The following is a 23,428-nucleotide window of genomic DNA, read 5'->3' on the forward strand; positions in this document are numbered from 1 at the left end:
TGCGAACAGTTTCGCGCTCCATCGACCTGGCGTGCCCGCCCCGGTGTGGCGGGCGCGCCTCGGCCCCCTACCGACCTGGAGTTCTCGTGCACCGCAGAATCCTCGCGCCGGGTGTCCTCGCGGCGGCCTCCCTGCTGCTGGCGATCCCGGCATCGGCCGCGAGCTACGGCCCCGGCGCACCGGGCATCGGCGACCCCTACTACCCGGACTACGGCAACGGCGGCTACGACGTCTCGCACTACGACCTGCGGCTCCAGTACCAGCCCGCGACCGACGAACTGTCGGGTACGGCGACGATCCTGGCGCGGACCACGGAGGACCTGTCCAGCTTCGACCTGGACTTCCTGCTGGACGTCAGCGAGGTGCGGGTCAACGGTGCGGTGGCCGGCTTCGCCGCCTCCGGTCAGCACGAACTGGTCGTCACACCGAAGACCCCGCTGGCGAAGGACACGGCGGTCACCGTCGTCGTCCGCTACGGCGGGGTGCCGTCGACGAAGAGCGCGTACGGCTTCACCACCTGGCACCGCACCCCCGACGGGGCGGTCGCGGCGGACGAGCCGGAGGCCGCCTGGTGGTGGTTCCCGAGCAACGACCACCCGCTGGACAAGGCGACGTACGACGTCTCGGTGGCCGTGCCGGACGGCACCCAGGTCATCTCCAACGGGCTTTTGCAGTCGACGAGTTCGAAGCTCGGCTGGACCCGCTGGAACTGGCGGCAGAACAAGCCGCAGGCGACCTATCTGGCCACTTTGGCGGTCGGGAGGTTCGACGTCACGACGAGCACCTCCGAGGGCGGGGTGCCGGTCGTCAACGCCTACAGCAAGGACCTCGGCGACAACGACGGGGCGGCGCGGGCGAGCGTGGAGCGGACCGGGGAGCTCGTCGACTGGCTGAGCGGATACTTCGGGCCGTACCCCTTCAGCTCGGCCGGCGGGTACGTGCCGAACACCACCACCGGGTACGCGCTGGAGACCCAGAGCCGCGTGTTCTACAGCCCCAAGCAGTTCGCGAACGGCTCCAACACGTCGGTGGTCGTGCACGAGCTGGCCCACCAGTGGTACGGCGACGACGTCTCCGTCAAGGGCTGGAAGGACATCTGGCTCAACGAGGGGTTCGCGCGGTACGCGCAGTGGCTGTGGTCGGAGCACGAGGGCGAGGGCACGGCGCAGGAGCTCGCCGACTACGTGTACGCCTCGCATCCGGCCGACGACGCGTTCTGGACGGTGAAGCCGGGGGATCCCGGGCCGGACGACCTGTTCGACACCCCCGTCTACGACCGGGGGGCGCTGGCGGTGCAGGCGCTGCGGAACGCGGTCGGTGACGAGGCGTTCTTCGCGATCCTGAAGGGGTGGCCGCAGGAGCACGCGTACGGGAACGCGTCCGTGGCCGACTTCGAGGCGTATGCGGAGCAGGTGTCGGGGCAGTCGCTGGGGTCGCTGTTCGACACGTGGCTGTTCGAGCCGAGCAAGCCGGCGGTGCCTGCGGTGAAGGCCGTGGGGGCCGTTGTCCAGCCGAAGTCCTGGAAGAAGATCGAGGCCACGAACGACGTGCACTGAGGGGGGGTGCCGGGTTCGGTGGGACGGGGGCTGCGGGGCCGTCGTGGCTGGTCGCGCGGTTCCCCGCGGCCCTAGGAGGGCGCTTCGGTGCCGTAGTCGTAGACGGTGACCGGTACTCCCCTGGCCACCAGCCGGTCCTTTATCAGCGGTTCGACCCTGGACCACTTGCCGCCCGCCAGTCCGCAGCCTATGCGGGGCATGTGGACCGACGCGCCCAGTTCGAGTGCCTTGTCGGCCAGGGTGGTCAGCGCGGTGTCGATCGCCTCGTAGCGGACCGGTACGCCTTTGCTGCCGGTCCGGATGCCGCGCTGGCCGATCATGTTGGCCACCCAGATGTAGCGGTCGGCGCGGACCAGTTGGACCGCGCCGAGGGCGAAGTCGTTGTGCGCGCGGTCGCGGTGCCAGGCGCGGTACGCCTTCTCCGGCTCCGGCCAGCGGCGGGAGACGGCCAGGACGAAGCCCTTTCCCCAGCCGCCCAGGTCGTTGCAGACATGGGCGATCACCTTCACGCCCTTGCCCGCCGGCGCGGTGGCGTCCCCCCGCATGTAAGCGATCTCCTCGGTCTCCGACATGACGCCAACCGTAAGCGGTGCCGCGGAACGTGTCACAAGGTCGTCCGTGCCCGGTGCCCCGGTGTCACAGTGCCGGTGTGACAGCGATACTGCTGCACATGACGACCGACACCGGCAGCGAGTCCGGGGAACCTGCGCTCACGATCGACGAGCTGGCCGCGCGGGCCGGCACCACGGTCCGCACGGTCCGGTTCTACGGCACCAGGGGGCTGCTCCCGCCGCCGGTGATCGGCGCGCGCCGGGTGGGGCACTACGGGCGGGAGCACCTGGCCCGGCTGGCGCTGATCGAGGAGCTCCAGCACCAGGGCATGACGCTGGCGGCGATCGAGCGCTATCTGCGGCAGCTGCCCGCGGGCCTGAGCGATCACGACCTGGCCATCCACCGGGCCGCGGTCGCCTCCTGGGCCCCGGACGCGGAGGAGACGGTGACCGCGGAGGAGCTGCGGCGGCGGGCCGGGCGCCCGCTGGACGCGGCGGACGTCGAGCGGCTGGTCGCCATGGACGTCGTACGGCCCGAGGGCGACGCCTACCGCGTCGACCCGGGGCTGTTCAGGCTCGCCGTGCAGCTCCTGGACGTGCCGCTGTCCGAGAAGGCGATCCTGGCCGCGCGCACGGTCCTGGTCGAGCACGCGCGCGCGGCCGCCCACGAGCTGTCCCAGCTGCTGCGGGCGGAGGTGGCGGAGCGGACCGAGGAGGACGCGAAGTCCCTCTCGGCGCACATGCAGCCGCTGGTCGTGCAGGCGCTGCTGACGGCCTTCCAGCGGTCGCTCAGGGCGGAGGTGCACCAGTGGCTGTCCGGCTCAGAGGAAGGCCGACCCTCCTGACACGTTGAGGGTCTGGCCGGTCAGGAAACCGCTGCCCTCGTCCACCACGTAGAGCAGGGTGGAGACCAGGTCGGCCGTCTCCTGGGTGCGCGGGACGATCTGCCGGTCGCGGACGGACGCGAAGCCGCCGTCCGCGCCGACCGTGCGCTCGGCGGTCGCGGTGCGCACCATGCTGGGCGCGATCGCGTTGACCGTGATGCCGTACGGGCCGAGCGCCCCGGCGAGCGCGCGTGTGAAGCCGATCAGGCCGGACTTGGAGGCGACGTAGGCGACCATGCCGGGCGGCGCGGTGAGGACGGCCGCGGAGACGATGTTGACGACCCGGCCCCACCCGGCGGCCTTCAGACAGGGCAGCGCGGCGCTCGTCACCAGGAACGGCGCCTCCAGGTTGACGCGCATGACCCGCCGCCAGTCCTCGGCGGTCGTCTCCTCGAAGGGCTTCGCCGGGTAGACGCCGGCGTTGTTGACCACGACGTGCAGGGCGCCGAAGGCGTCGGTCACCCGGCCGAGCGCCGTGCGCACCTGCTCCTCGTCGGTGACGTCGGCGACCAGCTCCAGATAGCCGGGGACCTTCCCGGCGGTCCCGGGCTGCGGGACGAGGTCGAGGCCGGCGACCCGGTAGCCGCGGCCGGCGAGCGCGACGGCGAACTCCTGTCCGAGTCCCTGTGCCGCTCCGGTCACCAGTGCCGTCCGCGTCCGCATGCGGCGAGTGTGCCGACCCGCCGGGGGCGCACGCCATGGGCCTGTTCCACTCGCCGGAACGGGCCGGTTGCCGTGCCCGGCCGGGGGGCCGACGCTGCGGGTCGACCCCAGCACCAGCCGTACGGGAGCCGTGCCCGATGACCGAGACCGAGCGTGCCGTGGACGACGCCGAGCCCGCCCGTGACCGGGCCGGCGGCCGGCGTCGTCGGCCTCCCCCCGTGCTCGGGGCCTCGGGGTACCGCCGTGCCCGCGGGCTCCTCCGGGACGAGCTGGGCGTGCTGCTGGTGCTGGGGCTGCTGGTCGCCGGCATCGGCGTGCCGTACCCGGACTTCCTGAGCAGCGGGAACCTGCTGTCCACCGCGCACAGTTCGGTCTACATCTCGCTGATGGCCTGCGGGATGGTGTTCGCGCTGGCGATGCGCGAGGTCGACCTGTCGGTGGGCGGGACCTACGCGATGGTCCTGGTGGTCGGCGCGCTGCTGGTGCGGGCCGGGGTGGAGGCCTGGCTCGCGGTGCCGGTGATGCTGCTGACCGGGATCGTGCTGGGGATGTTCAACGCCCTGGTCACCACGGTGCTCGCGCTGCCGTCGTTCATCGTGACGCTGGGCACCCTGATGCTGTACCGGGGGGTCGGGCTGGCGCTGGCCGACGGCCGGCAGATCACCGATCTGCCGCTCGACGACTCGTTCTTCACGTTCGCGGGCGGCGATCCGGGCGGGGTGCCGTTCGCGCTGTGGGTGCTGGTGGCGGTGGCCGCGGTGCTCGCCGTGGTGCTGTCGCGGACCCGGTTCGGGGCGCGGGTGCGGGCGATCGGCTCCAACCCGGACGCGGCCGCGTTCAGCGGCATCCCGGTCGTCCGCACCCGCTTCCAGGCACTGGCCCTGTCCGGCCTGACCACCGCGTGCGCGGCCGCGCTGGCGCTCGCCTTCTACGGCGCCGGCGACCCGACCCTCGGTCAGGGCTACGAGCTCCAGGCCATCGCGGCCTGCATCATCGGCGGCACCCCGCTGGCCGGCGGCCGGGGTTCGGTCGTCGGCGCGGTGGCCGGGGCGATGATCCTGTCGGTCGTGGCGGCGGGCCTGGTGTTCTTCGAAGTACCCATCAACTGGACGTCGTTCGCCACCGGCGGGGTCATCCTCGTCGCGGTCGCGGCGGACAGCGCGCTGCGCCGCACGGGGCGGCGGCGCGAATGAGCCCCGACGAGCCTGGGAGGCCGTGATGCACCCCCGATTCCGTACGGTGTCCGCCGCGCTCGGCGCGCTGCTGCTGCTCGGCGCGGCCGGCTGCGGCAGCGGCGGCCCCGGCAAGGGCGACAAGCTGCACATGGGCATCGCGGTCGCCAACATCTCGCTCAACTTCGCCCACGAGATGGTGCTCGGCGCCGAGAGCGCCGCGAGCCACGCGGGCAAGGTCGACTTCCAGGCGGTGGGCCCGCCGAACACGGACGGACCGGCCGAGGTCCAGCTCTTCCAGAACCTGACCACCCGGGCCAGGGACGGCATCGTCCTGGAGAACCTGGACCCGCCGATCTTCACCCGCCCCGCCGCCCGGGCCGTGGACCAGGGCATCCCGGTCGTCGCCCTGGACACCTCCCCCACCGACGGCAGCAAGGTGGACTTCTACGTGGGCAACGACAACTACGCCCTCGGCGCGCTGATGGCGAAGGAGGCGCTGAAGCGGCTCGGCGCCGACCCGAAGGGGGAGATCGTGATCGGGGTGCCGAACCCGGGCACACCCGTGCTGGACAACCGGGCCAAGGGGATCTCCGACACCTTCGCGAAGGAGGCGCCGGGCGTGAAGGTGCTCGGGCCCTTCCAGACGTACAGCGACCCCGGGCAGAACTACAGCTCCTGGTCGGCGCAGGTCAACGCGCACCCGGACGCGCTCGCCTTCCTGGGCGTCGGGGACGCGGACAGCTACAACCTCGCCAAGCTCAAGAAGGCGGAGCACGGGACGTGGCTGACGGCGGGCTTCGACGTGGACCCGAAGACGCTGGAGGCGGTGAAGGACGGCTCGAACTTCGTCACCGTCGACCCGCAGCACTTCCTCAAGGGCTACCTCTCCACGGCGATGCTGATCGAGGCGGTCCGCGACAAGGACGGCAAACTGCCCGAGGGCTGGTTCCTCTCCCCCGGCGCGGTGGTCGACTCCTCCAACGTCGACGCGGTCATCGCCCGGCAGAAGTCGGCGAAGGCGGCCTACGACTGGTACAAACCGACGATCGACAGGCTGCTCGGCGACGAACGGGCCGCGCTCAGGCCGCTCAAGGACGCACGCTGACATGGACGACGTCCTGGTGGCCGAGGAGATCGCCAAGTCCTACGGCGGGGTACGGGCGTTGGACGGGGTGTCGGTCGCGCTGCGCGGCGGCGAGGTGCACGCCCTGGTCGGCGAGAACGGCGCGGGCAAGTCGACGCTGGTGCGGATCCTGTCGGGGACGCTGGCGGCGGACACGGGCACGGTACGGCGGGCCGACGACGTCCGGATCGCCGTCGTCTCCCAGGAGTTGAGCCTGTTCCCCGACCTCACCGTGCGGGAGAACCTGTTCCCGGACGGCGGGCCGCGCCGGTTCGGGCTCGTCGACCGGGCCGCGGCGGACCGGGCGGCCGCACCGGTCCTGGCCGAACTGGGCCTGCGGGTCGACCCGGGCACCCGGCTCGGTGAACTCCCGCTCGCCGACCAGCAGTTGACGGAGATCGCCCGTGCCCTGCTGCGCCGCCCCCGTCTGCTCGTCCTGGACGAGCCGACGTCCGCGCTCCCCAGGGAGGCCGTGGAGCGCCTGGAGCGCGTGCTGCGCACCCTCACCGCGCGGGGCATCGCGGTCCTCTACGTCACCCACTTCCTGGACGAGGTGATGCGCTTCGCGCAGCGGGTGACGGTGCTGCGGGACGGACGGGTGGCGCTGGCCGGCGCGCGGCGGGCGGAGGTGGACGTGCCGGAGCTGGTGGCCGCGATGCTGGGCGGCGGCGGTCAGGAGCGGCCGGTGCGCCGGGCCCGGGTGCCGGCCGAGGGGCCGCCGCCGGTGGTGCTGTCCGGGGTGTGCGTGCCCGGCCGGCTCACGGACGTGACGTTCACGGTCCGGGCCGGCGAGGTCGTCGGGGTGGCCGGGCTCCAGGGGGCGGGCCATCTGGACGCGTTGGAGGTGGTGTGCGGGCGTACGGCGGTGTCCGCGGGCCGGGTCGGCGTCGGCGGCCGGGGACGGCCGCGCTCGCTGCGGGACGCGGTCCGCTCCGGGGTCGCCCTCGTGCCCGGCGACCGCAAGCGGTTCGGGCTGATGACGGACCGCGCGGTGTGGGAGAACACGACGTCGGTGACCTGGCTGGCGCTGGGCCGGGACGGGGTGATGCCGTCCCGCGCCGAACTGGTGCGCCGTACCGCCGACCTGACCGAGCGGCTGCGGCTGCGCGGCGGGCCGTACGACGTGGTGGCGCGGCTGTCCGGCGGCAACCAGCAGAAGGTCGTGTTCGCCAAGTGGCTGGCCGCCGACCCGGGGATCGTCGTCCTGGACGACCCGACGCGGGGCGTCGACATCGGCGTACGGGCCGAGATGCACCGGATCGTGGGCGAGCTGGCGGCGGGCGGCGCGGCCGTGCTGATCGCCTCGACCGACCTGGCGGAGCTGACGGAGGTGTGCGACCGGGTCCTGGTGTTCGTGCGCGGGCGGGTCACCGGGGAGCTGTCCGGGGCACGGCTGACGGAGCGGGCGCTGGCGGTGGCGGTGCAGCGGGGCGTGGGGGCGGGCTGACGGCCCGGGACGCGGCGCGGCCTCAGGCCGAGAGCCTTCGGGTCAGCGCCCGTGCCGCCGCGCAGACCGAGGCGCCGACCCGGTCCACGTCCAGGCGCCGGGTGCCGCCGGTGACGGAGAGCGCGGCGACCGGGCGTGAGTCCCGGCCGAGCGCGTACACCGGCGCCGCGACGGCCGAGATGCCGACCTCGGCCTCCTCCAGGTTGACGCCGTAGCCGCGGGCCCGGGTGAGGGCGAGGTCACGGGCGAGCTGGCCGGGCAGCACCAGGGTGCGCGGGGTCAGCCGGGGCAGGGAGCGGAACGGCGGGCTGGGGTCCTGGGCCAGGAAGACCTTGCCGGTGGCGGTGCAGTGGGCGGGCAGCCGGCCGCCGCTGCGGGAGACGATCGGGGTGGCGCGCCGACTGGTGATCTTCTCCAGGAACAGGGTGTCGGCGCCGTCCGGCACGGCCAGGTGCACGTTCTCCCGGGTCGTCTCGTGCAGATCGCCGAGGTAGGGCAGTGCCGCGTCCCGCAGCTCCCGCACGCCGGGCGCCGACTGCCCCAGCACGAAGAGCGCGAGGGCCAGCCGGTAGCTCCCCTCCGCGGTCCGCTCCACCAGCCCCAGCCGCACCAGCTCCCCCACCAGCCGGTGCACGGTGGGCTTGGGCAGCCCGCTGCGCTGCGCGAGCTCGGCGAGCGGGAGCGCGCTCTCGGACTCGCCGCAGACGCGCAGCAGGAGCGTGCCGCGGGCGAGTACGGACTTCGGGGGCTGGCGGTCCGGCATGCAGCGATCGTCGTCGTGGTGGGGGCGGGACGACAAGGTGTGCGGCGGGACGAGTTCCGGGTTCACGGGCGCAGGGGCACGTCCACCAGCAGGGGCGCTCTCAGATGGCCGGCGCCCGCGACCAGTTCGCGCAGGTGCTCGGCGCTGCGGGCCCGCACCGCCGCCACCCCGAAGAAGGCGGCGGCCCGGGTGAAGTCCAGTTCGCCCAGTTCCGTGCCCGGGCAGGTGCCCCGGCCGCCCATCGACGCGTAGGTGTCCTGGAGGGTGCGGTAGACGCCGTTGCCCAGGACGACGAAGAGGACCGGTGCCGACTCGCGGGCGGCGCTCCACAGGCCCTGGAGGCCGAAGAGGGCGCAGCCGTCGCCGAGGACCGCGACGACGGGCCGGGCGGGTTCGGCGAGGGCGCGGCCGACGGCGGCGCCGATGCCCCAGCCGAGGCCGCCGCCGACGGCGTGGGTGTAGCCGCCGGGGCGGTCGAGGCGGACCAGGCGGCGCAGCAGCAGGCCGACGGTGATGGCCTCCTCGACCACCACGGCGTCGGGCGGCAGCCCGGCGGCGACGGCGTGGGCGGCGGCCCAGGGCGCCAGGGGCGCGGCGGAGTAGGCGGCGCGGGCGGCGGAGTCGGTGTCCGCGCGCTCGGCGGTGTGCCGGGCGGCGGACTCGGTGGTCCGCGAGCGCGCCCCGGGCACCCGGTCGCCGAGGAGGTCGGCCAGCCGGCCCAGGGAGGCGGGCAGGGCGCCGACGAGGCCGGCGTCGGCCGGGAAGTTGCGGCCGATCTCGTCGGGGTCGGAGTCGATCTGGACGACGGTGAGGCCGGGCGGCAGGGCCGGGCCGGGGCTGTAGTGGTGCGGGGTGAAGGCGTGCGCGCCGGCGATCAGCACGGTGTCGTGACCGGCGAGGGTCGCGCGGATCACGTCGTGGCGCGGCGGGAGCATGCCGGCGTACAGCGGGTGGGTGGTGGGGAAGTCGAGGCAGTCGGCCATCGGCTGGTGGTGGACCGGGGCGCCGCAGGCCTCCGCCACCCGGACCAGTTCGGCGAGGGCGTGTTCCCGGCCGACCCCGTCGCCGGCCACGATCACGGGCCGGTGCGCGGCGGCCAGCAGCGCGGCCGCCCGGTCGAGTCCGGCCGCCGGCGCGGGGATCGGCGGGGCCGTGCGGGCCGGGATCTCGACCTCGGTGTCCTCCGCCAGCAGGTCCATCGGGACGGACAGGAACACCGGTCCGGCGGGCGGCCGTACGGCGAGGGCGAAGGCGCGGCGCAGGGCCAGCGGGAGGTCGCGGGCGTGCTGGATGTCGTGGGCGGCCTTGACGGCGGGGCGCGCGAGGCCGGTCAGGTCGCCGGAGAGCATCGGGTCCTGCTGGAGGTGGCGGCGGTCCTGCTGGCCGGCCATGACCACCAGCGGGGTGCGGGAGCGGCGGGCGTTGAGGAGGCCGATCAGGCCGTTCGCCAGACCGGCGGCGATGTGCAGGCTGACGAAGGCGGGGCGGCCGGTGCCGCGGGCGTAGCCGTCGGCCATCGCGACGACGGCGCCCTCGTGCACGCCGGGGACGTACGCGGGGGCGTCGGCGGCCTCCGACAGGGCTGCCAGGAACGGCAGTTCGGTCGTGCCCGGGTTGCCGAAGACCCGGTCCACGCCCTCGCCGCGCAGGATCTCCAGCAGGGCGAGGGCGGGGCGGTATCCCATGGGGGCTCCTTGGGGGTGGGCGCGGGACCGGTGACCGGTCCGGTCAGCGTCCGGTTCCGTGTCCCCCGGGAGCAAGCGCGGCGTATCGCTCAGCGACACAGCCCCAACGGCCCGGACCGACCCAGCCACGCCCCGCCGACCCAGGCGGCCCGGACCGACCCAGCCACGCCCCGCCGACCCGGGCGGCCCGGACCGACCCAGCCACGACCGTCCGACCCGGGCGGCACGAGCCGGCCCAGGCGGTGCGAACCGGCCCCGGCACGACCACCCGACCCGGGCGACACGAACCAACCCAGGCGGTGCGAACCGGCCCCGGCACGACCACCCGACCCGGGCGTGCGGACCGGCCCACGCGGCACGGACCGACCCCGGCACGACCGTCCGACCCGGGCGGCAGGACCAGCCCACGCGGCCCGGACCGACCCCGGGACGACCACCCGACCCGGGCGGTGCGGACCGGCCCGGGCGGTGCGGAGCGGCCCGGGCGGTGCGGAGCGGCCCGGGTGGTGTGTGGGTTCAGCGGCCGTCGGTGAAGGTCTCCCCCTTCTCCGCCTTCTCGACCAGCAGCGCGGGCGGCTCGAACCGCTCGCCGTAGGTCGCGGCCAGCTCCCGCGCGCGGGCCACGAAGCCCGGCAGGCCGGCGGCCGCCCCGCCGTGGGCGCCGTAGCCGTTGACGTACTGGAGCACACCGCCGGTCCAGCCGGGGAAGCCGATGCCGAGGATCGAGCCGATGTTGGCGTCGGCGACCGAGGTCAGCACGCCCTCCTCCAGGAGGCGGACGGTGTCGAGCGCCTCGGCGAAGAGCATCCGCTCCTGCATGTCCCGGAACGGGATCTCGTGGCCGGGCTCGGTGAAGTGCTCGCGCAGGCCGGGCCACAGGGCGGCGCGGCTGCCGTCCTCGGCGTAGTCGTAGAAGCCCGCTCCCCCGCTGCGGCCGGGGCGCCCGAACTCGTCGACCATGCGGTCGATGACGGCCTCGGCCGGGTGCGCCTGCCAGGTGCCGCCGGCCTCCTCCACCGCGAGCCGGGACTCGCGGCGGATCTTCTGGGGCAGGGTGAGCGTCAGTTCGTCCATGAGGGAGAGGACCTTGGCCGGGTAACCGGCCTGGGCGGCGGCCTGTTCGACCGAGGCGGGCTCGATGCCCTCGCCGACCATGGCGACACCCTCGTTGATGAAGTGGCCGATCACCCGGGAGGTGAAGAAGCCGCGCGCGTCGTTGACGACGATCGGCGTCTTGTTGATCTGCCGGACCAGGTCGAAGGCGCGGGCGAGGGCCTCGTCGCCGGTGCGCTCGCCCTTGATGATCTCGACCAGCGGCATCTTGTCGACGGGCGAGAAGAAGTGCAGTCCGATGAAGTCGGCCTGGCGCTCCACGCCTTCGGCGAGGGCGGTGATGGGCAGCGTGGAGGTGTTGGAGCAGAGCAGCGCGTCGGGGGCGACGACGGACTCGATCTCCTGGAAGACCTTGTGCTTGAGGGCGGTGTCCTCGAAGACGGCCTCGATGACGGCGTCGCAGCCGGCGAGGTCCTGCGGGTCGCCGGTGGGCGTGATGCGGGCGAGCAGCGCGTCGGCCTTCTCCTGGCTGGTACGGCCCTTGGCGACGGCCTTGGCGCACAGCTTCTCGGAGTAGCCCTTGCCCTTCTGGGCCGCCTCGGCCGAGACGTCCTTGAGGACGACGTCGATGCCCGCGCGGGCGCACGAGTAGGCGATGCCGGCGCCCATCATGCCCGCGCCGAGGACGGCGACCCTGGTGACCTTGCGGGGCTCGACGCCCTTGGGGCGGTTGGCGCCGGAGTTGACGGCCTGGAGGTCGAAGAAGAACGCCTGGATCATGTTCTTCGAGATCTGCCCTGCGGCCAGCTCCACGAAGTAGCGGGCCTCGATGACCTGGGCGGTCTCGAAGTCGACCTGGCTGCCCTCGACGGCGGCGGCGAGGATGCGGCTCGGCGCCGGGTAGGGGGCGTTGTTGGTCTGCTTGCGCAGGCTGGCCGGGAAGGCGGGCAGGTTGGCGGCGAACCTGGGGTTGGCGGGCGTGCCGCCGGGGATCCGGTAGCCGGGCTTGTCCCAGGGCTGCTGGGACTCCGGGTTGGCGTCGATGAACGCGCGGGCCTTGGCCAGCAGTTCGTCGGGGGTGGCGGCGACCTCGTGGATCAGGCCGTTCTGCAGCGCGCGCGGGGCGTTGTACTGGGTGCCCTGGAGGAGAACCTTCAGCAGGGCGTCGGCGATGCCGAGCAGGCGGACCGTGCGGACGACCCCGCCGCCGCCCGGGAGCAGGCCGAGGGTGACCTCGGGACAGCCGATCTTGGTGCCGGGGGTGTCGAGGGCGACCCGGTGGTGGCAGGCGAGGGCGAGTTCGAAACCGCCGCCGAGGGCCGCGCCGTTGATGGCGGCGACGACGGGCTTGCCGAGGGTCTCGATGCGGCGCAGGTTGCGCTTGATGGCGAGGCCGCCGTCGAAGAGGTCCTGGGCGGTCTCGGGGGTGACCCGGATGAGGTCGCGCAGGTCACCGCCGGCGAAGAAGGTCTTCTTGGCGGAGGTGAGGACGATCCCGCGGATCGAGTCCTTCTCGGCCTCCAGGCGGTCGGCGATCGCGGCGATCGACTCGACGAAGGCCGCGTTCATGGTGTTGGCGGACTGGTCGGGGTCGTCGAGGACGAGGGTGACGACGCCGGTGTCGTCCTGTTCCCAGCGGATGGTGGTGCTCTCGGTCATGGCTCGTGTCTCCGTGAAGTCTCTTGGTTCCGCGGGGATGTCAGACGCGCTCGACGATGGTGGCGATGCCCATGCCGCCGCCCACGCACAGCGTGGCGAGGCCGTAGCGCTTGTCCTGGCGCTCCAGTTCGTCGACGAGCGAGCCGAGGATCATCGCGCCGGTGGCGCCGAGGGGGTGGCCGAGCGCGATGGCGCCGCCGTTGACGTTGACCTTGTCCAGGGACAGGCCCATGTCCCGCGCGTAGCGGAGCACGACCGCGGCGAACGCCTCGTTGATCTCGACGAGGTCGATGTCGTCGATGGTGAGGCCTGCCTTGGCGAGGGCCTTGCGGGTGGCGGGGGCGGGGCCGGTGAGCATGATGGTGGGCTCGGAGCCGGAGACGGCGGCCGAGACGATCCGCGCGCGCGGGGTGAGGCCGTAGCGCTCGCCGATCTCCTTCGAGCCGATGGCGACCAGGGAGGCGCCGTCGACGATGCCGGAGGAGTTGCCCGCGTGGTGGACGTGGTCGATCTTCTCGACCCAGTGGTACTTCTGGAGGGCGACCGCGTCGAAGCCGCCCAGCTCGCCGATGTCGGCGAAGGAGGGCTTCAACTTGGCGAGGGAGTCGGCGGTGGTGCCGGGGCGCGGGTGCTCGTCGTGGTCGAGGACGGTGAGGCCCGCGCGGTCCTTCACGGGGACCACGGAGCGGTCGAAGCGGCCTTCCTTCCAGGCGGTCGCCGCCCGCTCCTGGGAGAGCGCCGCGTACTCGTCGACGTCACGCCGGGAGAAGCCCTCGATGGTGGCGATGAGGTCGGCGCCGATGCCCTGCGGCACGAAGTTGACGGCCAGGTTGGTCATCGGGTCGTTGAACCAGGCGCCGCCGTCCGAGGCCATCGGCACCCGGGACATCGACTCGACGCCACCGGCGAGGACGAGGTCCTCGAAGCCGGAACGGACCTTGGCGGCGGCCATGTTGACGGCTTCCAGGCCGGAGGCGCAGAAGCGGTTCTCCTGGACGCCGGCCACCGTGTCGGGCAGTCCGGCGGCGATCGCGGCGATCCGCGCGATGTCGGAGCCCTGGTCGCCGACCGGGCCGACGACACCGAGCACGATGTCGTCGATCGCGGCCGGGTCGAGGTCCGGGAAGCGGCGCCGGATCTCGTGGATGAGTCCGACGACCAGGTCGATGGGCTTCGTGCCGTGCAGGGCGCCGTTCGCCTTGCCGCGGCCGCGCGGGGTGCGGATCGCGTCGTACACGTACGCTTCGGTGCTCACTGACAAGCCTTTCAACGAGGGTTTGCTGCGCGGTGGGGGTCAGAGCCAGTTCTTGACGGTCTCGACCAGGCGGGCCGGGTCCGGGCCGACGGGGCTGATGTCGAGCATGGTCACGCCCGCCTCGCGGTACGCGGCGATGCGGTCGCGGACGTAGCCCTCGGGGCCGCACAGGGATATGAGCTCGCAGAACTCGTCCGGTACGGCCGCCTCGGCCTCCTTCTTGCGGCCGGCGAGGTACAGCTCCTGGATGAGCCGGGCCTCCTTCTCGTAGCCGTAGGCGACGGCGAGGTCGTTGTAGAAGTTCTTGCCGGGCGCGCCCATGCCGCCGACGTACAGGGCGATCCGGGGACGGACCAGGTCGCGGGCGGCGGCCGCGTCCGCGCCGATGGCCAGCGGGCCGCCGGCGACGACCTGGAGCGGTCCGAGGGCCGGGTCGCGGCGGGCGGCGCCCTCCGCCAGGGAGGTGCCCCAGACCTGGTGGGCCTTCTCGGGGACGAAGAGGGTCGGCAGCCAGCCGTCGGCGATCTCCGCGGTCATCCGGACGTTGGCGGGGCCGAGGGAGGCCACGTACAGCGGGACCTCGGGGCGGACCGGCCTGCTGAGGATCTTCAGGGGCTTGCCGAGGCCGCCGGGGCGGGGCATGTCGGTGATGCCGTGGTGGTCGATGACCTCGCGGCGCAGGATGCGCCGGGTCAGCTCGATCGTCTCGCGGGTACGGCCGAGGGGCCTGTCGTAGGCCTTGCCGTGCCAGCCCTCGACCACCTGCGGCCCGGAGGCGCCGAGCCCGATGATCGCGCGGCCGCCGGAGACGGCGTCCAGCCCCGCGGCCGTCTGGGCGATGAGGGCGGGGGTGCGGGAGTAGACGTTGAGGATCGCGGAGCCGATCCGCATCCGCTCGGTACGGGCGGCGAGGTAGCCCATGATCGTGGGCGAGTCGAAGCCGTAGGCCTCCGCGACCCAGACCGCGTCCAGGCCCGCCGACTCCAGCGCGGCCGCCCGGTCCGCGGCCGCGCGCGGGTCGCCCGCGTAGTCGAGGAAGGTCGAGAGCTCCATCAGGTGCCGTCCTTGTCGTGGTCGTCGAGGAGTGCGGGTACGTCCCAGTCGCGGGCCACGCCTGCGGTGTCCGCGCCCGGCCGGGCGGGGGCGGTGCGGACGGCGGCGGGGGTGGCGGAGAAGCGCGGGGCGGGGGCCGGCTGGGTGATGCCGCCGTGGTCGGTGAAGGTGCCGCGGGCCGCCAGGTGGGGGTGGTGCGGGGCCTCGCGGAGCGAGAGCACGGGCGCCACGCAGGCGTCGGAGCCCTCGAAGACGGTCGTCCACTCGTCCCGGGTGCGGGACTTGAAGCGGGCGGCGACCCGCTCGCGCAGTTCGTCCCAGCGGGTCCAGTCCTTGCGGGCGCCGGCCAGGTCGTCGAGGCCGCCGAGCAGCCGCAGGAACTCGGCGTAGAACTGCGGTTCCAGGGCGCCGACGGCCATGTGCCCGCCGTCGGCGGTCTCGTAGGTGCCGTAGTAGGGGCAGCCGCCGTCCAGCAGGTTGGCGCCGCGCCGGTCCTGCCAGCCGCCGGCGGCGAGCATGCCGTGGATCATCGCGCCGAGGTGGGCGGTGCCGTCCACGATGGCCGCGTCGACGACCTGGCCGGTGCCGCTCGCGCGCGCGTGGTGGAGCGCGGCCAGGACGCCGACGACGAGGTAGAGGGAGCCGCCCGCGTAGTCGCCGAGGAGGTTGGCGGGGACGGCCGGGGGTCCGTCGGGGCGGCCGATCATGCCGAGGGTGCCGGTGAGGGCGATGTAGGCGATGTCGTGGCCCGCGCGGTGCGCGAGCGGGCCCTCCTGGCCCCAGCCGGTCATCCGGCCGTAGACCAGACGGGGGTTGCGGGCGCGGCAGTCCTCGGGGCCGACGCCGAGGCGCTCGGCGACGCCCGGGCGGTAGCCCTCGATCAGGATGTCGGCGCGCCCGGCGAGGTCGAGGACGCGCGCGGGGCCGTCCGGGGACTTGAGGTCGACGAGCACCGAGCGCTTGTTGCGGTTGGTGACGTCGTGGGCCGGGTCGATCGCGAGGCCCGGGCCGCCGGGCCGGTCGACACGGACCACGTCGGCGCCCAGGTCGGCGAGGAGCATGGCCGCGAACGGGCCCGGTCCGATGCCGGCCAGCTCCACCACGCGCACGCCGGAGAGCGGGCCGTGTCCTGGCGTCCCTGCCGTGGTCATGCCGCCCCCAGTCATGTGACACAACTGATGTAACACCGACGATGTTAGGAACACGTCCCACCGGACACAAGGGCCGGTGGACCAGTGGAGAGCAAGCGCTTAGTCAAGATACCCGGTGGGGGTGCGTACGCACCCTTCACGCTAGCCTCGGCCACCGACAACGGCACGGGTTGCACGACCGAGAGGTGTCATGAGCAGGATGAAGACGACGGACCGTCCCTACGACGTCGTGCTCTTCGGGGCCACCGGCTTCGTCGGCACGCTCACCGCCGAGTACCTCGCCGCGCACGCCCCCGAGGGTCTGCGCTGGGCGCTCGCGGGACGGGACGAGCGCAGGCTGGAGGCGCTGCGCGAGCGGCTGCCTGGCGGCGCGGCGGCCGGGGTGCTGCGCGCCGACGTCGCGGAGCCGGCCACGGTCCGCGCCCTCGCCGGGCACGCGCGCGTGGTGGCCTCCACGGTCGGCCCGTACGGCCGGTACGGCGAGGACCTGGTCGAGGCCTGCGCGGACACCGGCACGGACTACCTGGACCTGTGCGGCGAGCCCGAGTTCGTGGACCTGATGTACGTCCGGCACGACGCACGCGCGCGTGAGACCGGCGCCCGCCTGGTGCACGCGTGCGGCTTCGACTCGGTCCCGCACGACCTGGGCGTCCACTTCACGGTCGGCCGGCTGCCGGAGGGCGTGCCGCTGACCGTGGACGGCTTCGTGACCGCCGACGCGAGCTTCTCCGGCGGCACCTTCGCCTCCGCGCTCGACCAGTTCGCACGCCCCCGGCAGCTGGCCGCCGCCGCGCGGGACCGGGCCCGGCACGAGCCCCGGCTGCTGGGACGCCGGGCGAGCGCCCCGGTGGGCGCACCGCGGTTCGCGTCCGAGGTCGGCGCCTGGGCGCTGCCGCTGCCCACCATCGACGCCCGGATCGTGTGCCGTTCGGCCCGGGCGCTGGACCGCTACGGCCCCGACTTCCGCTACCGGCACTACGCGGCCGTCCGGCATCTGCCGGTCGCCCTCGGCGGGCTCGCGGCGGTCGGCGCGGTCACCGCGGCGGCCCAGCTGCCGCCCGCCCGGCGCTGGCTGTCGGACCGGCTCAGGCCGGGGGACGGTCCGAGCGCGGAGAAGCGGGCCCGCAGCTGGTTCACGGTGCGGTTCGTCGGCGAGGGCGGCGGGCGGCGCGTGTTCACCGAGGTCTCGGGCGGCGACCCCGGTTACGGCGAGACGGCGAAGATGTTCGCCGAGGCCGCCCTGTCGCTCGCCTTCGACGACCTGCCGCCGACCGCCGGCCAGGTGACCACCGCCCAGGCGATGGGCGACACGCTGACCGGACGGCTGCGCGCGGCGGGCATCGGGTTCCGGGTGGCCGCGACCTTCTGACCGGGCCCTGGCCGCCACGTCGGGCCCGAACGGCTGGAGGCGGCCCGAACGGCTGGGGGCGGGCCCGGACGGCTGGGGGCGGGCCCGGAGCGCCGGGTCACCGGGTCAGGCCCGGGCCGCCGTGCCACGCGAGGCGGTGGGCGGCGTCAGGACTGCCATTCCAGCACGGTGTAGAGCATCCCCACGATCCAGGCGAGCCCCGCCACCGCGGCGAGGACCAGCGCCGCGGTCACGGCGCGCTCGACGGGCGGGGCGGGTTCGGCGGCGGGGCGGGGCGCACGGTGTGTCGTCATGCGGTCCAGCCTGCCGCCGGCCCGGGGCCCGCACATCCGTACGCATACTCAGAACCGCTACTCAGAACCGTCGCTCGGAGCCGTCGCTCGGAGCCGCTGCTCGGAGCCGCTGCTCAGGCCTGGGCTTCGCGGAGCGCCCTGCGGCAGAGGGCGTCCGCGCGGCGGGTGGTCTCCGGCAGGCGGTACTCCGGGGTGAGCGCGAGCGTGTGGGCACAGGCGTTGTCCAGGCTGACCCGGTGGCCGACGGAGACGAAGACCGGCTTGACGGCGTCCCGCGTGCGCAGGGCGCGGCCGACCTCCTCGGTGCCGGCGAGGAGCGGCGCGTGGCTGCCGCGCGGGGTGTCCGGGTCGTCGTGGGCGAAGGTGAAGGGGTTCTTGGCGACGCCGATGGTGGGCAGGCCGGTGAGGACGCCCAGATGGCTGGCGAGGCCGAAGCGGCGCGGGTGGGCGAGGCCGTAGCCGTCGCAGACGACCAGGCCCGGCGGGCAGGGCAGGGCGTCCAGCGCGGCCCGGACGGTGGGGATCTCGCGGAAGGCGAGCAGGCCCGGCACGTACGGGAAGGAGACCCGGCCGACGGCGGTGGCCTCGGCGACGACCTCCAGGGTCGCCGCGTCCAGGACCACGGCCGCGGCGGCGACCAGGTCGCGCTCGTCGTCGTAGGCCACGTCGACCCCGGTGACCCGTCCGGTGCCGGGGGCCGGCCCCGGCTCGCCGAGGACCACCCGCCCCCGCAGCCCGTCCTGCACGGCCAGCGCCGCTTCCTCGGTCGCGGGCCAGCCCGCGGGTACGCGTACGGTCGTCGTCATGGTGCCCACGAGGGTACGGCGCGCCACGCGCGCGTGCGGCGACGGGGCGCGGCACGGGAGCGGCGCCCGGCCCGCACGCGCGCGTGGCGTGGCGGGTCAGCTCTCCCTGGCGTCCAGGGCGCGTTGGAGCTGGGCCTTGTCCATGTCCGAACGGCCCTTGACGCCGCGCTGCCTGGCCTCCTCGTAGAGCTGGTCGTAGGTCGGGCCCCGGGCGCCGCCGTGCGACCGCTTGCCGCCCCGCCTGCCGGACGACATGTCCTGGAGCGACGCACGGCCGGCGGTCTTCGACTCGCCGGAGCGGGCGCGTTCCTTGTTGACGGCCCATCGTCCCGGCGCCGTCCAGACGGCCCGGCCGTCCCGGGGCGGGTAAGGCGAAGGTGTGAATGACCCCGGTGACAGAGGTCACTCGCGTCTCATGTGCACGGATCAGCCGTTTCCGTCGTCTCCACCATTGCCAGGCCTCATCCGCCCGGAAGCCGTCCAGCCGTCACGAGGGAGCAAGGCCTTGTCCACCGTCATCGAGCAGCCCGTAGAGGCCCGCCTGGTCGCCGCGTCGCCGCGCATGCCGAGCATTCCCGCCACCCTGCGCTACGACCGCGAGGACCCCTTCGCCGTCCGCATGACCTTCCCGGCCCCGGCCACCCTGGAGGGCGTCGACGTCTGCTGGACGTTCTCCCGCGAGCTGCTCGCGGCCGGACTGCACGCCCCGGAGGGCACCGGGGACGTCCGGGTGCGGCCGTACGGCTACGACCGGACCGTGCTGGAGTTCCACGCGCCCGAGGGCACCGCCGTCGTCCATGTGCGCACCGGTGAGATACGCCGGTTCCTGGAGGCGACCGGCGATCTGGTGCCCAGCGGCCTCGAACACCTCCAGCTGGACCTCGACCACGACCTCGCCGAGCTGATGCGGGACGCCTGCTGAGCCCGCTCCCCCGGGCCCGCCCGTAATTGCGTTGACGCCTCTCCGGACACGCTCGTACCGTGTTCCACGTCCTGTTGCCGTCGATTGGAGAAGGACGTTGCTCGTCTGAGGTTCCGAGACACCGCGTCACACCCGTGAGGTGTGTCTTCGTGGCGTTCGACCTCGGCGTGCGAGCCGTCCTCCGGCACAGGTGTCCCTCCTGGCCCCCGGCCGCTGTCCCGCGGTGTCTCGACACGCGTTTGCCATCCGACACCGCAAGCAACCGCGAGGCGCCCCATGTCCGCATCCGTCAGCTGTACCTCCCTGTCCTTCGCCTGGCCCGACGGCACCCCCGTCTTCGACGGCCTCGACCTCGCCTTCGGCCCCGGCCGCACCGGCCTGGTCGGCGTCAACGGCTCGGGGAAATCAACCCTGTTGAAGATCGTCGCCGGTGAACTCACCCCGTCCGAAGGGACCGTGAAGGTGGCCGGTGAGGTCGGCTGCCTCCCGCAGAACGTCACCCTGGACACCGCGCTGCGCGTCGACGAGGCGCTCGGCATCGCCGCCCGCCGGGCCGCGCTGCACGCCATCGAGGCGGGCGACGCGTCCGAGGAGCACTTCGAGACCGTCGGCGACGACTGGGACGTGGAGGAACGCGCCCTGGCCACCCTCGGCGAACTCGGGCTCGGCCGCATCGGCCTCGACCGCACCGTCGGCGAGGTCTCCGGCGGCGAGTCGGTGCTGCTGCGGCTGGCCGCGCTGCTCCTGCGGCGGCCGGACGTGCTGCTGCTCGACGAGCCCACCAACAACCTCGACCTGTACGCCCGCAGGCGGCTGTACTCGGCCGTCGAGTCCTGGCCCGGCGTGCTGATCGTGGTCAGTCACGACCGCGAACTCCTCGACCTGGTCGACCAGATCGCCGACCTGCGGGCCGGCGAGGTCACCTGGTACGGCGGCAACTTCTCGGCGTACGAGCAGGCTCTGGCCGTCGAACAGGAGGCGGCCGAGCGGATGGTGCGGGTCGCCGAGGCCGATGTCCGCAAGCAGAAACGCGAACTGACCGACGCCCAGGTCAAACTGGCCCGCCGCAAGCGGTACGGGCAGAAGATGTTCGAGCAGAAGCGCGAGCCGAAGATCGTCATGGGGGCGCGCCGGCGCGCGGCCCAGGAGTCCGCGGGCAAGCACCGCATCCTGCACGAGGAGCGGCTCGCCGAGGCCAGGGAACGGCTCGACGAGGCCGTGGAGGCGGTGCGGGACGACGCCGAGATCCGCGTCGAACTGCCGTACACGGCCGTGCCGCCGGGCCGGAACGTGCTCACCCTGGAGAACCTGGAGCTGGCCCACGGCTCACGGGTGAAGGGCATCCTGGAGCTGCGCGGGCCGGAGCGGATCGCGCTGATCGGACGCAACGGCGCGGGCAAGACGACGCTGCTGCGGACGATCGCCGGGGAGCTGGCGCCGGTCGCGGGCGAGGCGCGTACGCATGTGCCGACGCGCTTCCTGCCGCAGCGGCTGGACGTGCTCGACGGTGAGCTGAGCGTCGCCGAGAACGTGGCCCGGTTCGCGCCGGGCGCCACCAACAACCGGATCCGGGCGCGGCTGGCCCGCTTCCTGTTCCGGGGCGCCCGCGCCGACCAGAAGGCGGCCACGCTCTCCGGCGGCGAGCGATTCCGGGCCGCGCTCGCCGCGCTGCTGCTGGCCGACCCCGCCCCGCAGCTGCTGATGCTGGACGAGCCGACGAACAACCTGGACATGGCGAGCGTGCGGCAGCTGACCTCGGCCCTGGAGTCGTACGAGGGCGCCCTGCTCGTGGCCAGTCACGACCTGCCGTTCCTGGAGTCGATCGGCATCACGCGCCGGCTGGCGATGGCCGACGGGGAGCTGCGGGACATCACGGTGGAGGAGATGGCGCGTCTCGGGGAGGGCACAGCCTGATGTCAGGGGTTTTGTCCGCACCGGTCCGCGCTGCATGATGGCGGTCCGGCGGCCACACGAAGGACGCCGGACCGCATCCCCGAACCCGGAGACCCGACGTGCCCAGCAAGAAGGCCCTCATCCGCCGCCCCAGCCCGCGCCTCGCCGAAGGCCTGGTGACGCACGTCGAGCGGGAGAAGGTCGACGTCGAGCTCGCCCTGGAGCAGTGGGAGGCGTACGCGGAGGCGCTGCGCGCGCACGGCTGGGACACCGTCGAGGTCGACCCGGAGGACGACTGCCCGGACTCGGTCTTCGTCGAGGACGCGGTCGTCATGTACAAGAACGTCGCGCTGATCACCCGGCCCGGCGCCGAGTCCCGGCGCGCGGAGACCGCCGGCGTCGAGGAGGCGGTGGCCCGCCTCGGCTGCTCGGTGAACTGGATCTGGGATCCGGGCACCCTGGACGGCGGTGACGTCCTGAAGGTCGGCGACACCATCTACGTGGGCCGCGGCGGGCGTACCAACGCGGCCGGGGTGCAGCAGCTGCGGGCGGCGTTCGAGCCGCTGGGCGCGCGCGTGGTCGCGGTGCCGGTGAGCAAGGTGCTGCACCTGAAGTCGGCGGTCACGGCGCTGCCCGACGGGACGGTCCTCGGGCACATCCCGAACGTGGACCGGCCCTCCCTCTTCCCCGGTTTCCTGTCGGTCCCGGAGGACGCGGGCGCCCATGTGGTGCTGCTCGGCGGCAGCGGGCTGCTGATGTCGGCGAGCGCCCCGAAGACCGCGGAGCTGCTGACCGACCTCGGCCACGAGGTGGTCACCGTGGACATCTCGGAGTTCGAGAAACTCGAGGGATGTGTGACGTGCCTCTCGGTGCGGCTGCGGGAGCTGTACGCCTGACCGGGTGATCGACTCACCGCTTCGGCCCCGGGACCTGCGGGTCCCGGGGCACTTTGGCATGTCCTGATTCTCCCTGGGAACCGGGCTGATCAGCAGTCTTTACAGCGCGCTTAACCTACGGCTTCGTAACCTACGGATTCGTAGCCTACGATCACGTAGGTTCCCGGCACCGCTCGCCGGTTCTCTCCCGTACATTCGCTCGTGTTCGGCGTCCCCCTGGAGTTCTCGTGACGATCACTTCTCCCCACCTCGGCAGCTCGTCCGCCTGGACGGATGCCCGGCTGCTGTACGCCCTGGAGGAAGTGGTCGAGAAGGAGCTGAACCGCCATCTGAAGGTCGCCAAGGACTGGATGCCGCACGAGTACGTGCCGTGGAGCGACGCCCGTAACTTCCCCGGCCTCTTCGAGGACGGCCAGGCCTGGGAGAAGGAGCAGTCCAAGGTCACCGAGATCGGCCGGATCGCCCTGGTGGTCAACCTCCTCACCGAGGACAACCTGCCCAGCTACCACCACGAGATCGCCTCGCTGTTCGGCCGGGACGGCGCCTGGGGCACCTGGGTGCACCGCTGGACCGCCGAGGAGGGCCGGCACGGCATCGTGATGCGCGACTACCTGCTCGCCTCGCGCGCGGTCGACCCGGACAAGCTGGAGGCTTTCCGGATGTCGCACATGAGCGAGGGCTTCGAGTCCGACAACCGGCACTCGATGCTGCACTCGGTCGCCTACGTGGCCTTCCAGGAGCTCGCGACCCGCATCTCGCACCGCAACACCGGCCACCAGTCCGGCGACCCGGTCTGCGACCGCATGCTGGCCCGCATCGCGACCGACGAGAACCTGCACATGGTCTTCTACCGCAACCTCCTGAAGGCCGCGTTCGAACTCGCCCCCGACCTGACCATGCAGGCCGTCCGGGACGTCGTCGTGAACTTCCGGATGCCCGGCCACGGCATCCCCGGCTTCGAGCGCGCGGCCGCACAGATGGCCATCGGCGAGGTCTACAACATGCGCATCCACCACGACGACGTGCTCCAGCCGGTGCTGCGCCACCTGAAGGTCCTGGAGATCGACGGTCTCGGCCCGGAGGGCCTGCAGGCGCAGGAGGAACTCGGCCTGTTCATGGGCGGGCTGGACGCGGAGGCCCTCAAGTTCGACGCCAAGCTGGCCGCGCGCAAGGCGCGGATGGCGGCGCGCGGCGTCTGACGCCCAGGGACGGCCACCGGCGGAACGACGGA

Annotated in this window: 20 protein-coding genes and 1 pseudogene; 10 read left to right on the forward strand and 11 right to left on the reverse strand. The window is 73.4% G+C overall.

The features are described from left to right. The first annotated feature begins 86 nt into the window (after positions 1-86). The gene (locus ACZ619_RS01660; protein WP_469592875.1) at positions 87-1,556 is read left to right on the forward strand and encodes a M1 family metallopeptidase; all 1,470 of its coding nucleotides are present in this window, start codon (positions 87-89) and stop codon (positions 1,554-1,556) included. A 71-nt stretch (positions 1,557-1,627) separates the two neighbouring features. Here the strand turns inward: ACZ619_RS01660 and ACZ619_RS01665 are convergent, their stop codons facing one another. Continuing rightward, complete coding sequence (locus tag ACZ619_RS01665) at positions 1,628-2,128, reverse strand: macro domain-containing protein (RefSeq protein ID WP_469592877.1); 501 nt, start codon at positions 2,126-2,128, stop codon at positions 1,628-1,630. Between the two features lie 98 nt (positions 2,129-2,226). Here ACZ619_RS01665 and ACZ619_RS01670 point away from each other — a divergent pair, with 98 nt between their 5' ends. Beyond that, on the forward strand, positions 2,227-2,952 hold the full coding sequence (locus tag ACZ619_RS01670) for a MerR family transcriptional regulator (RefSeq protein ID WP_469593260.1): 726 nt from the start codon (positions 2,227-2,229) through the stop codon (positions 2,950-2,952). Here the strand turns inward: ACZ619_RS01670 and ACZ619_RS01675 are convergent. Then, on the reverse strand, positions 2,929-3,654 hold the full coding sequence (locus tag ACZ619_RS01675; protein ID WP_469592879.1) for an SDR family NAD(P)-dependent oxidoreductase: 726 nt from the start codon (positions 3,652-3,654) through the stop codon (positions 2,929-2,931). The two genes, ACZ619_RS01670 and ACZ619_RS01675, sit on opposite strands and share 24 nt — an antisense overlap. Positions 3,655-3,791: 137 nt before the next feature. Here ACZ619_RS01675 and ACZ619_RS01680 point away from each other — a divergent pair, with 137 nt between their 5' ends. Genes ACZ619_RS01680 through ACZ619_RS01690 form a run of 3 tightly spaced genes read left to right on the forward strand, consistent with a single transcriptional unit; the run spans position 3,792 to position 7,399 of the window. Next, positions 3,792-4,847 (forward strand): ABC transporter permease, encoded by a 1,056-nt coding sequence (locus ACZ619_RS01680; RefSeq protein ID WP_469592881.1) that lies wholly within the window; start codon positions 3,792-3,794, stop codon positions 4,845-4,847. Between the two features lie 25 nt (positions 4,848-4,872). Next, positions 4,873-5,934 carry a sugar ABC transporter substrate-binding protein gene (locus ACZ619_RS01685; protein WP_469592883.1) on the forward strand — a complete coding sequence of 354 codons (1,062 nt, stop codon included), beginning with the start codon at positions 4,873-4,875 and terminating at the stop codon, positions 5,932-5,934. Between the two features lies 1 nt (position 5,935). Then, positions 5,936-7,399 (forward strand): sugar ABC transporter ATP-binding protein, encoded by a 1,464-nt coding sequence (locus tag ACZ619_RS01690; protein WP_469592885.1) that lies wholly within the window; start codon positions 5,936-5,938, stop codon positions 7,397-7,399. Positions 7,400-7,421: 22 nt separating this feature from the next. Here the strand turns inward: ACZ619_RS01690 and ACZ619_RS01695 are convergent, their stop codons facing one another. From ACZ619_RS01695 to ACZ619_RS01720, 6 genes are all read right to left on the reverse strand, one after another. After that, positions 7,422-8,162 carry an IclR family transcriptional regulator gene (locus ACZ619_RS01695; RefSeq protein ID WP_469592887.1) on the reverse strand — a complete coding sequence of 247 codons (741 nt, stop codon included), beginning with the start codon at positions 8,160-8,162 and terminating at the stop codon, positions 7,422-7,424. Positions 8,163-8,224: 62 nt separating this feature from the next. Beyond that, on the reverse strand, positions 8,225-9,847 hold the full coding sequence (locus ACZ619_RS01700; RefSeq protein WP_469592889.1) for a thiamine pyrophosphate-binding protein: 1,623 nt from the start codon (positions 9,845-9,847) through the stop codon (positions 8,225-8,227). A gap of 516 nt (positions 9,848-10,363) precedes the next feature. Then, on the reverse strand, positions 10,364-12,559 hold the full coding sequence (locus ACZ619_RS01705) for a 3-hydroxyacyl-CoA dehydrogenase NAD-binding domain-containing protein (protein ID WP_469592891.1): 2,196 nt from the start codon (positions 12,557-12,559) through the stop codon (positions 10,364-10,366). Positions 12,560-12,599: 40 nt separating this feature from the next. After that, entirely contained in the window at positions 12,600-13,814 is a 1,215-nt protein-coding gene (locus ACZ619_RS01710; RefSeq protein ID WP_469592893.1) for an acetyl-CoA C-acetyltransferase, read from the reverse strand. A gap of 39 nt (positions 13,815-13,853) precedes the next feature. Then, positions 13,854-14,867, reverse strand: a complete 1,014-nt coding sequence (locus ACZ619_RS01715; protein ID WP_469592895.1) for an LLM class F420-dependent oxidoreductase — start codon at positions 14,865-14,867, stop codon at positions 13,854-13,856. Continuing rightward, entirely contained in the window at positions 14,867-16,018 is a 1,152-nt protein-coding gene (locus ACZ619_RS01720; RefSeq protein ID WP_469592897.1) for a CaiB/BaiF CoA transferase family protein, read from the reverse strand. The genes ACZ619_RS01715 and ACZ619_RS01720 overlap by 1 nt, the downstream gene beginning before the upstream one ends. Positions 16,019-16,208: 190 nt before the next feature. Here ACZ619_RS01720 and ACZ619_RS01725 point away from each other — a divergent pair, with 190 nt between their 5' ends. Continuing rightward, a complete protein-coding gene (locus tag ACZ619_RS01725) occupies positions 16,209-17,387 on the forward strand; it encodes a saccharopine dehydrogenase family protein (RefSeq protein WP_469592899.1) in 1,179 nt (392 codons plus the stop codon). A gap of 146 nt (positions 17,388-17,533) precedes the next feature. Here the strand turns inward: ACZ619_RS01725 and mmpA are convergent, their stop codons facing one another. The 3 genes and pseudogenes from mmpA to ACZ619_RS01740 form a co-directional block, all read right to left on the reverse strand. Then, a complete protein-coding gene (gene mmpA / locus ACZ619_RS01730) occupies positions 17,534-17,680 on the reverse strand; it encodes a morphogenic membrane protein MmpA (RefSeq protein WP_469592901.1) in 147 nt (48 codons plus the stop codon). Positions 17,681-17,793: 113 nt separating this feature from the next. After that, entirely contained in the window at positions 17,794-18,486 is a 693-nt protein-coding gene (locus tag ACZ619_RS01735) for an endonuclease V (RefSeq protein WP_469592903.1), read from the reverse strand. Positions 18,487-18,582: 96 nt separating this feature from the next. Beyond that, positions 18,583-18,804 (reverse strand): annotated as a pseudogene (locus ACZ619_RS01740) (plasmid stabilization protein); the annotation flags it as partial. A gap of 187 nt (positions 18,805-18,991) precedes the next feature. Here ACZ619_RS01740 and ssgD point away from each other — a divergent pair. From ssgD to ACZ619_RS01760, 4 genes are all read left to right on the forward strand, one after another. Continuing rightward, positions 18,992-19,408 (forward strand): spore wall synthesis regulator SsgD, encoded by a 417-nt coding sequence (ssgD, locus tag ACZ619_RS01745; RefSeq protein ID WP_469592905.1) that lies wholly within the window; start codon positions 18,992-18,994, stop codon positions 19,406-19,408. 276 nt (positions 19,409-19,684) lie between these two features. Next, positions 19,685-21,322, forward strand: coding sequence for an ABC-F family ATP-binding cassette domain-containing protein (locus ACZ619_RS01750; protein WP_469592906.1), 1,638 nt, complete (start codon positions 19,685-19,687; stop codon positions 21,320-21,322). 98 nt (positions 21,323-21,420) lie between these two features. Further along, positions 21,421-22,197 carry a dimethylargininase gene (gene ddaH / locus ACZ619_RS01755; protein WP_469592908.1) on the forward strand — a complete coding sequence of 259 codons (777 nt, stop codon included), beginning with the start codon at positions 21,421-21,423 and terminating at the stop codon, positions 22,195-22,197. 227 nt (positions 22,198-22,424) lie between these two features. Continuing rightward, positions 22,425-23,396 (forward strand): acyl-ACP desaturase, encoded by a 972-nt coding sequence (locus tag ACZ619_RS01760; RefSeq protein ID WP_469592910.1) that lies wholly within the window; start codon positions 22,425-22,427, stop codon positions 23,394-23,396. The last annotated feature ends 32 nt before the right edge of the window (positions 23,397-23,428 follow it).

It is taken from the genome of Streptomyces sp. NPDC104367 (assembly GCF_055583825.1).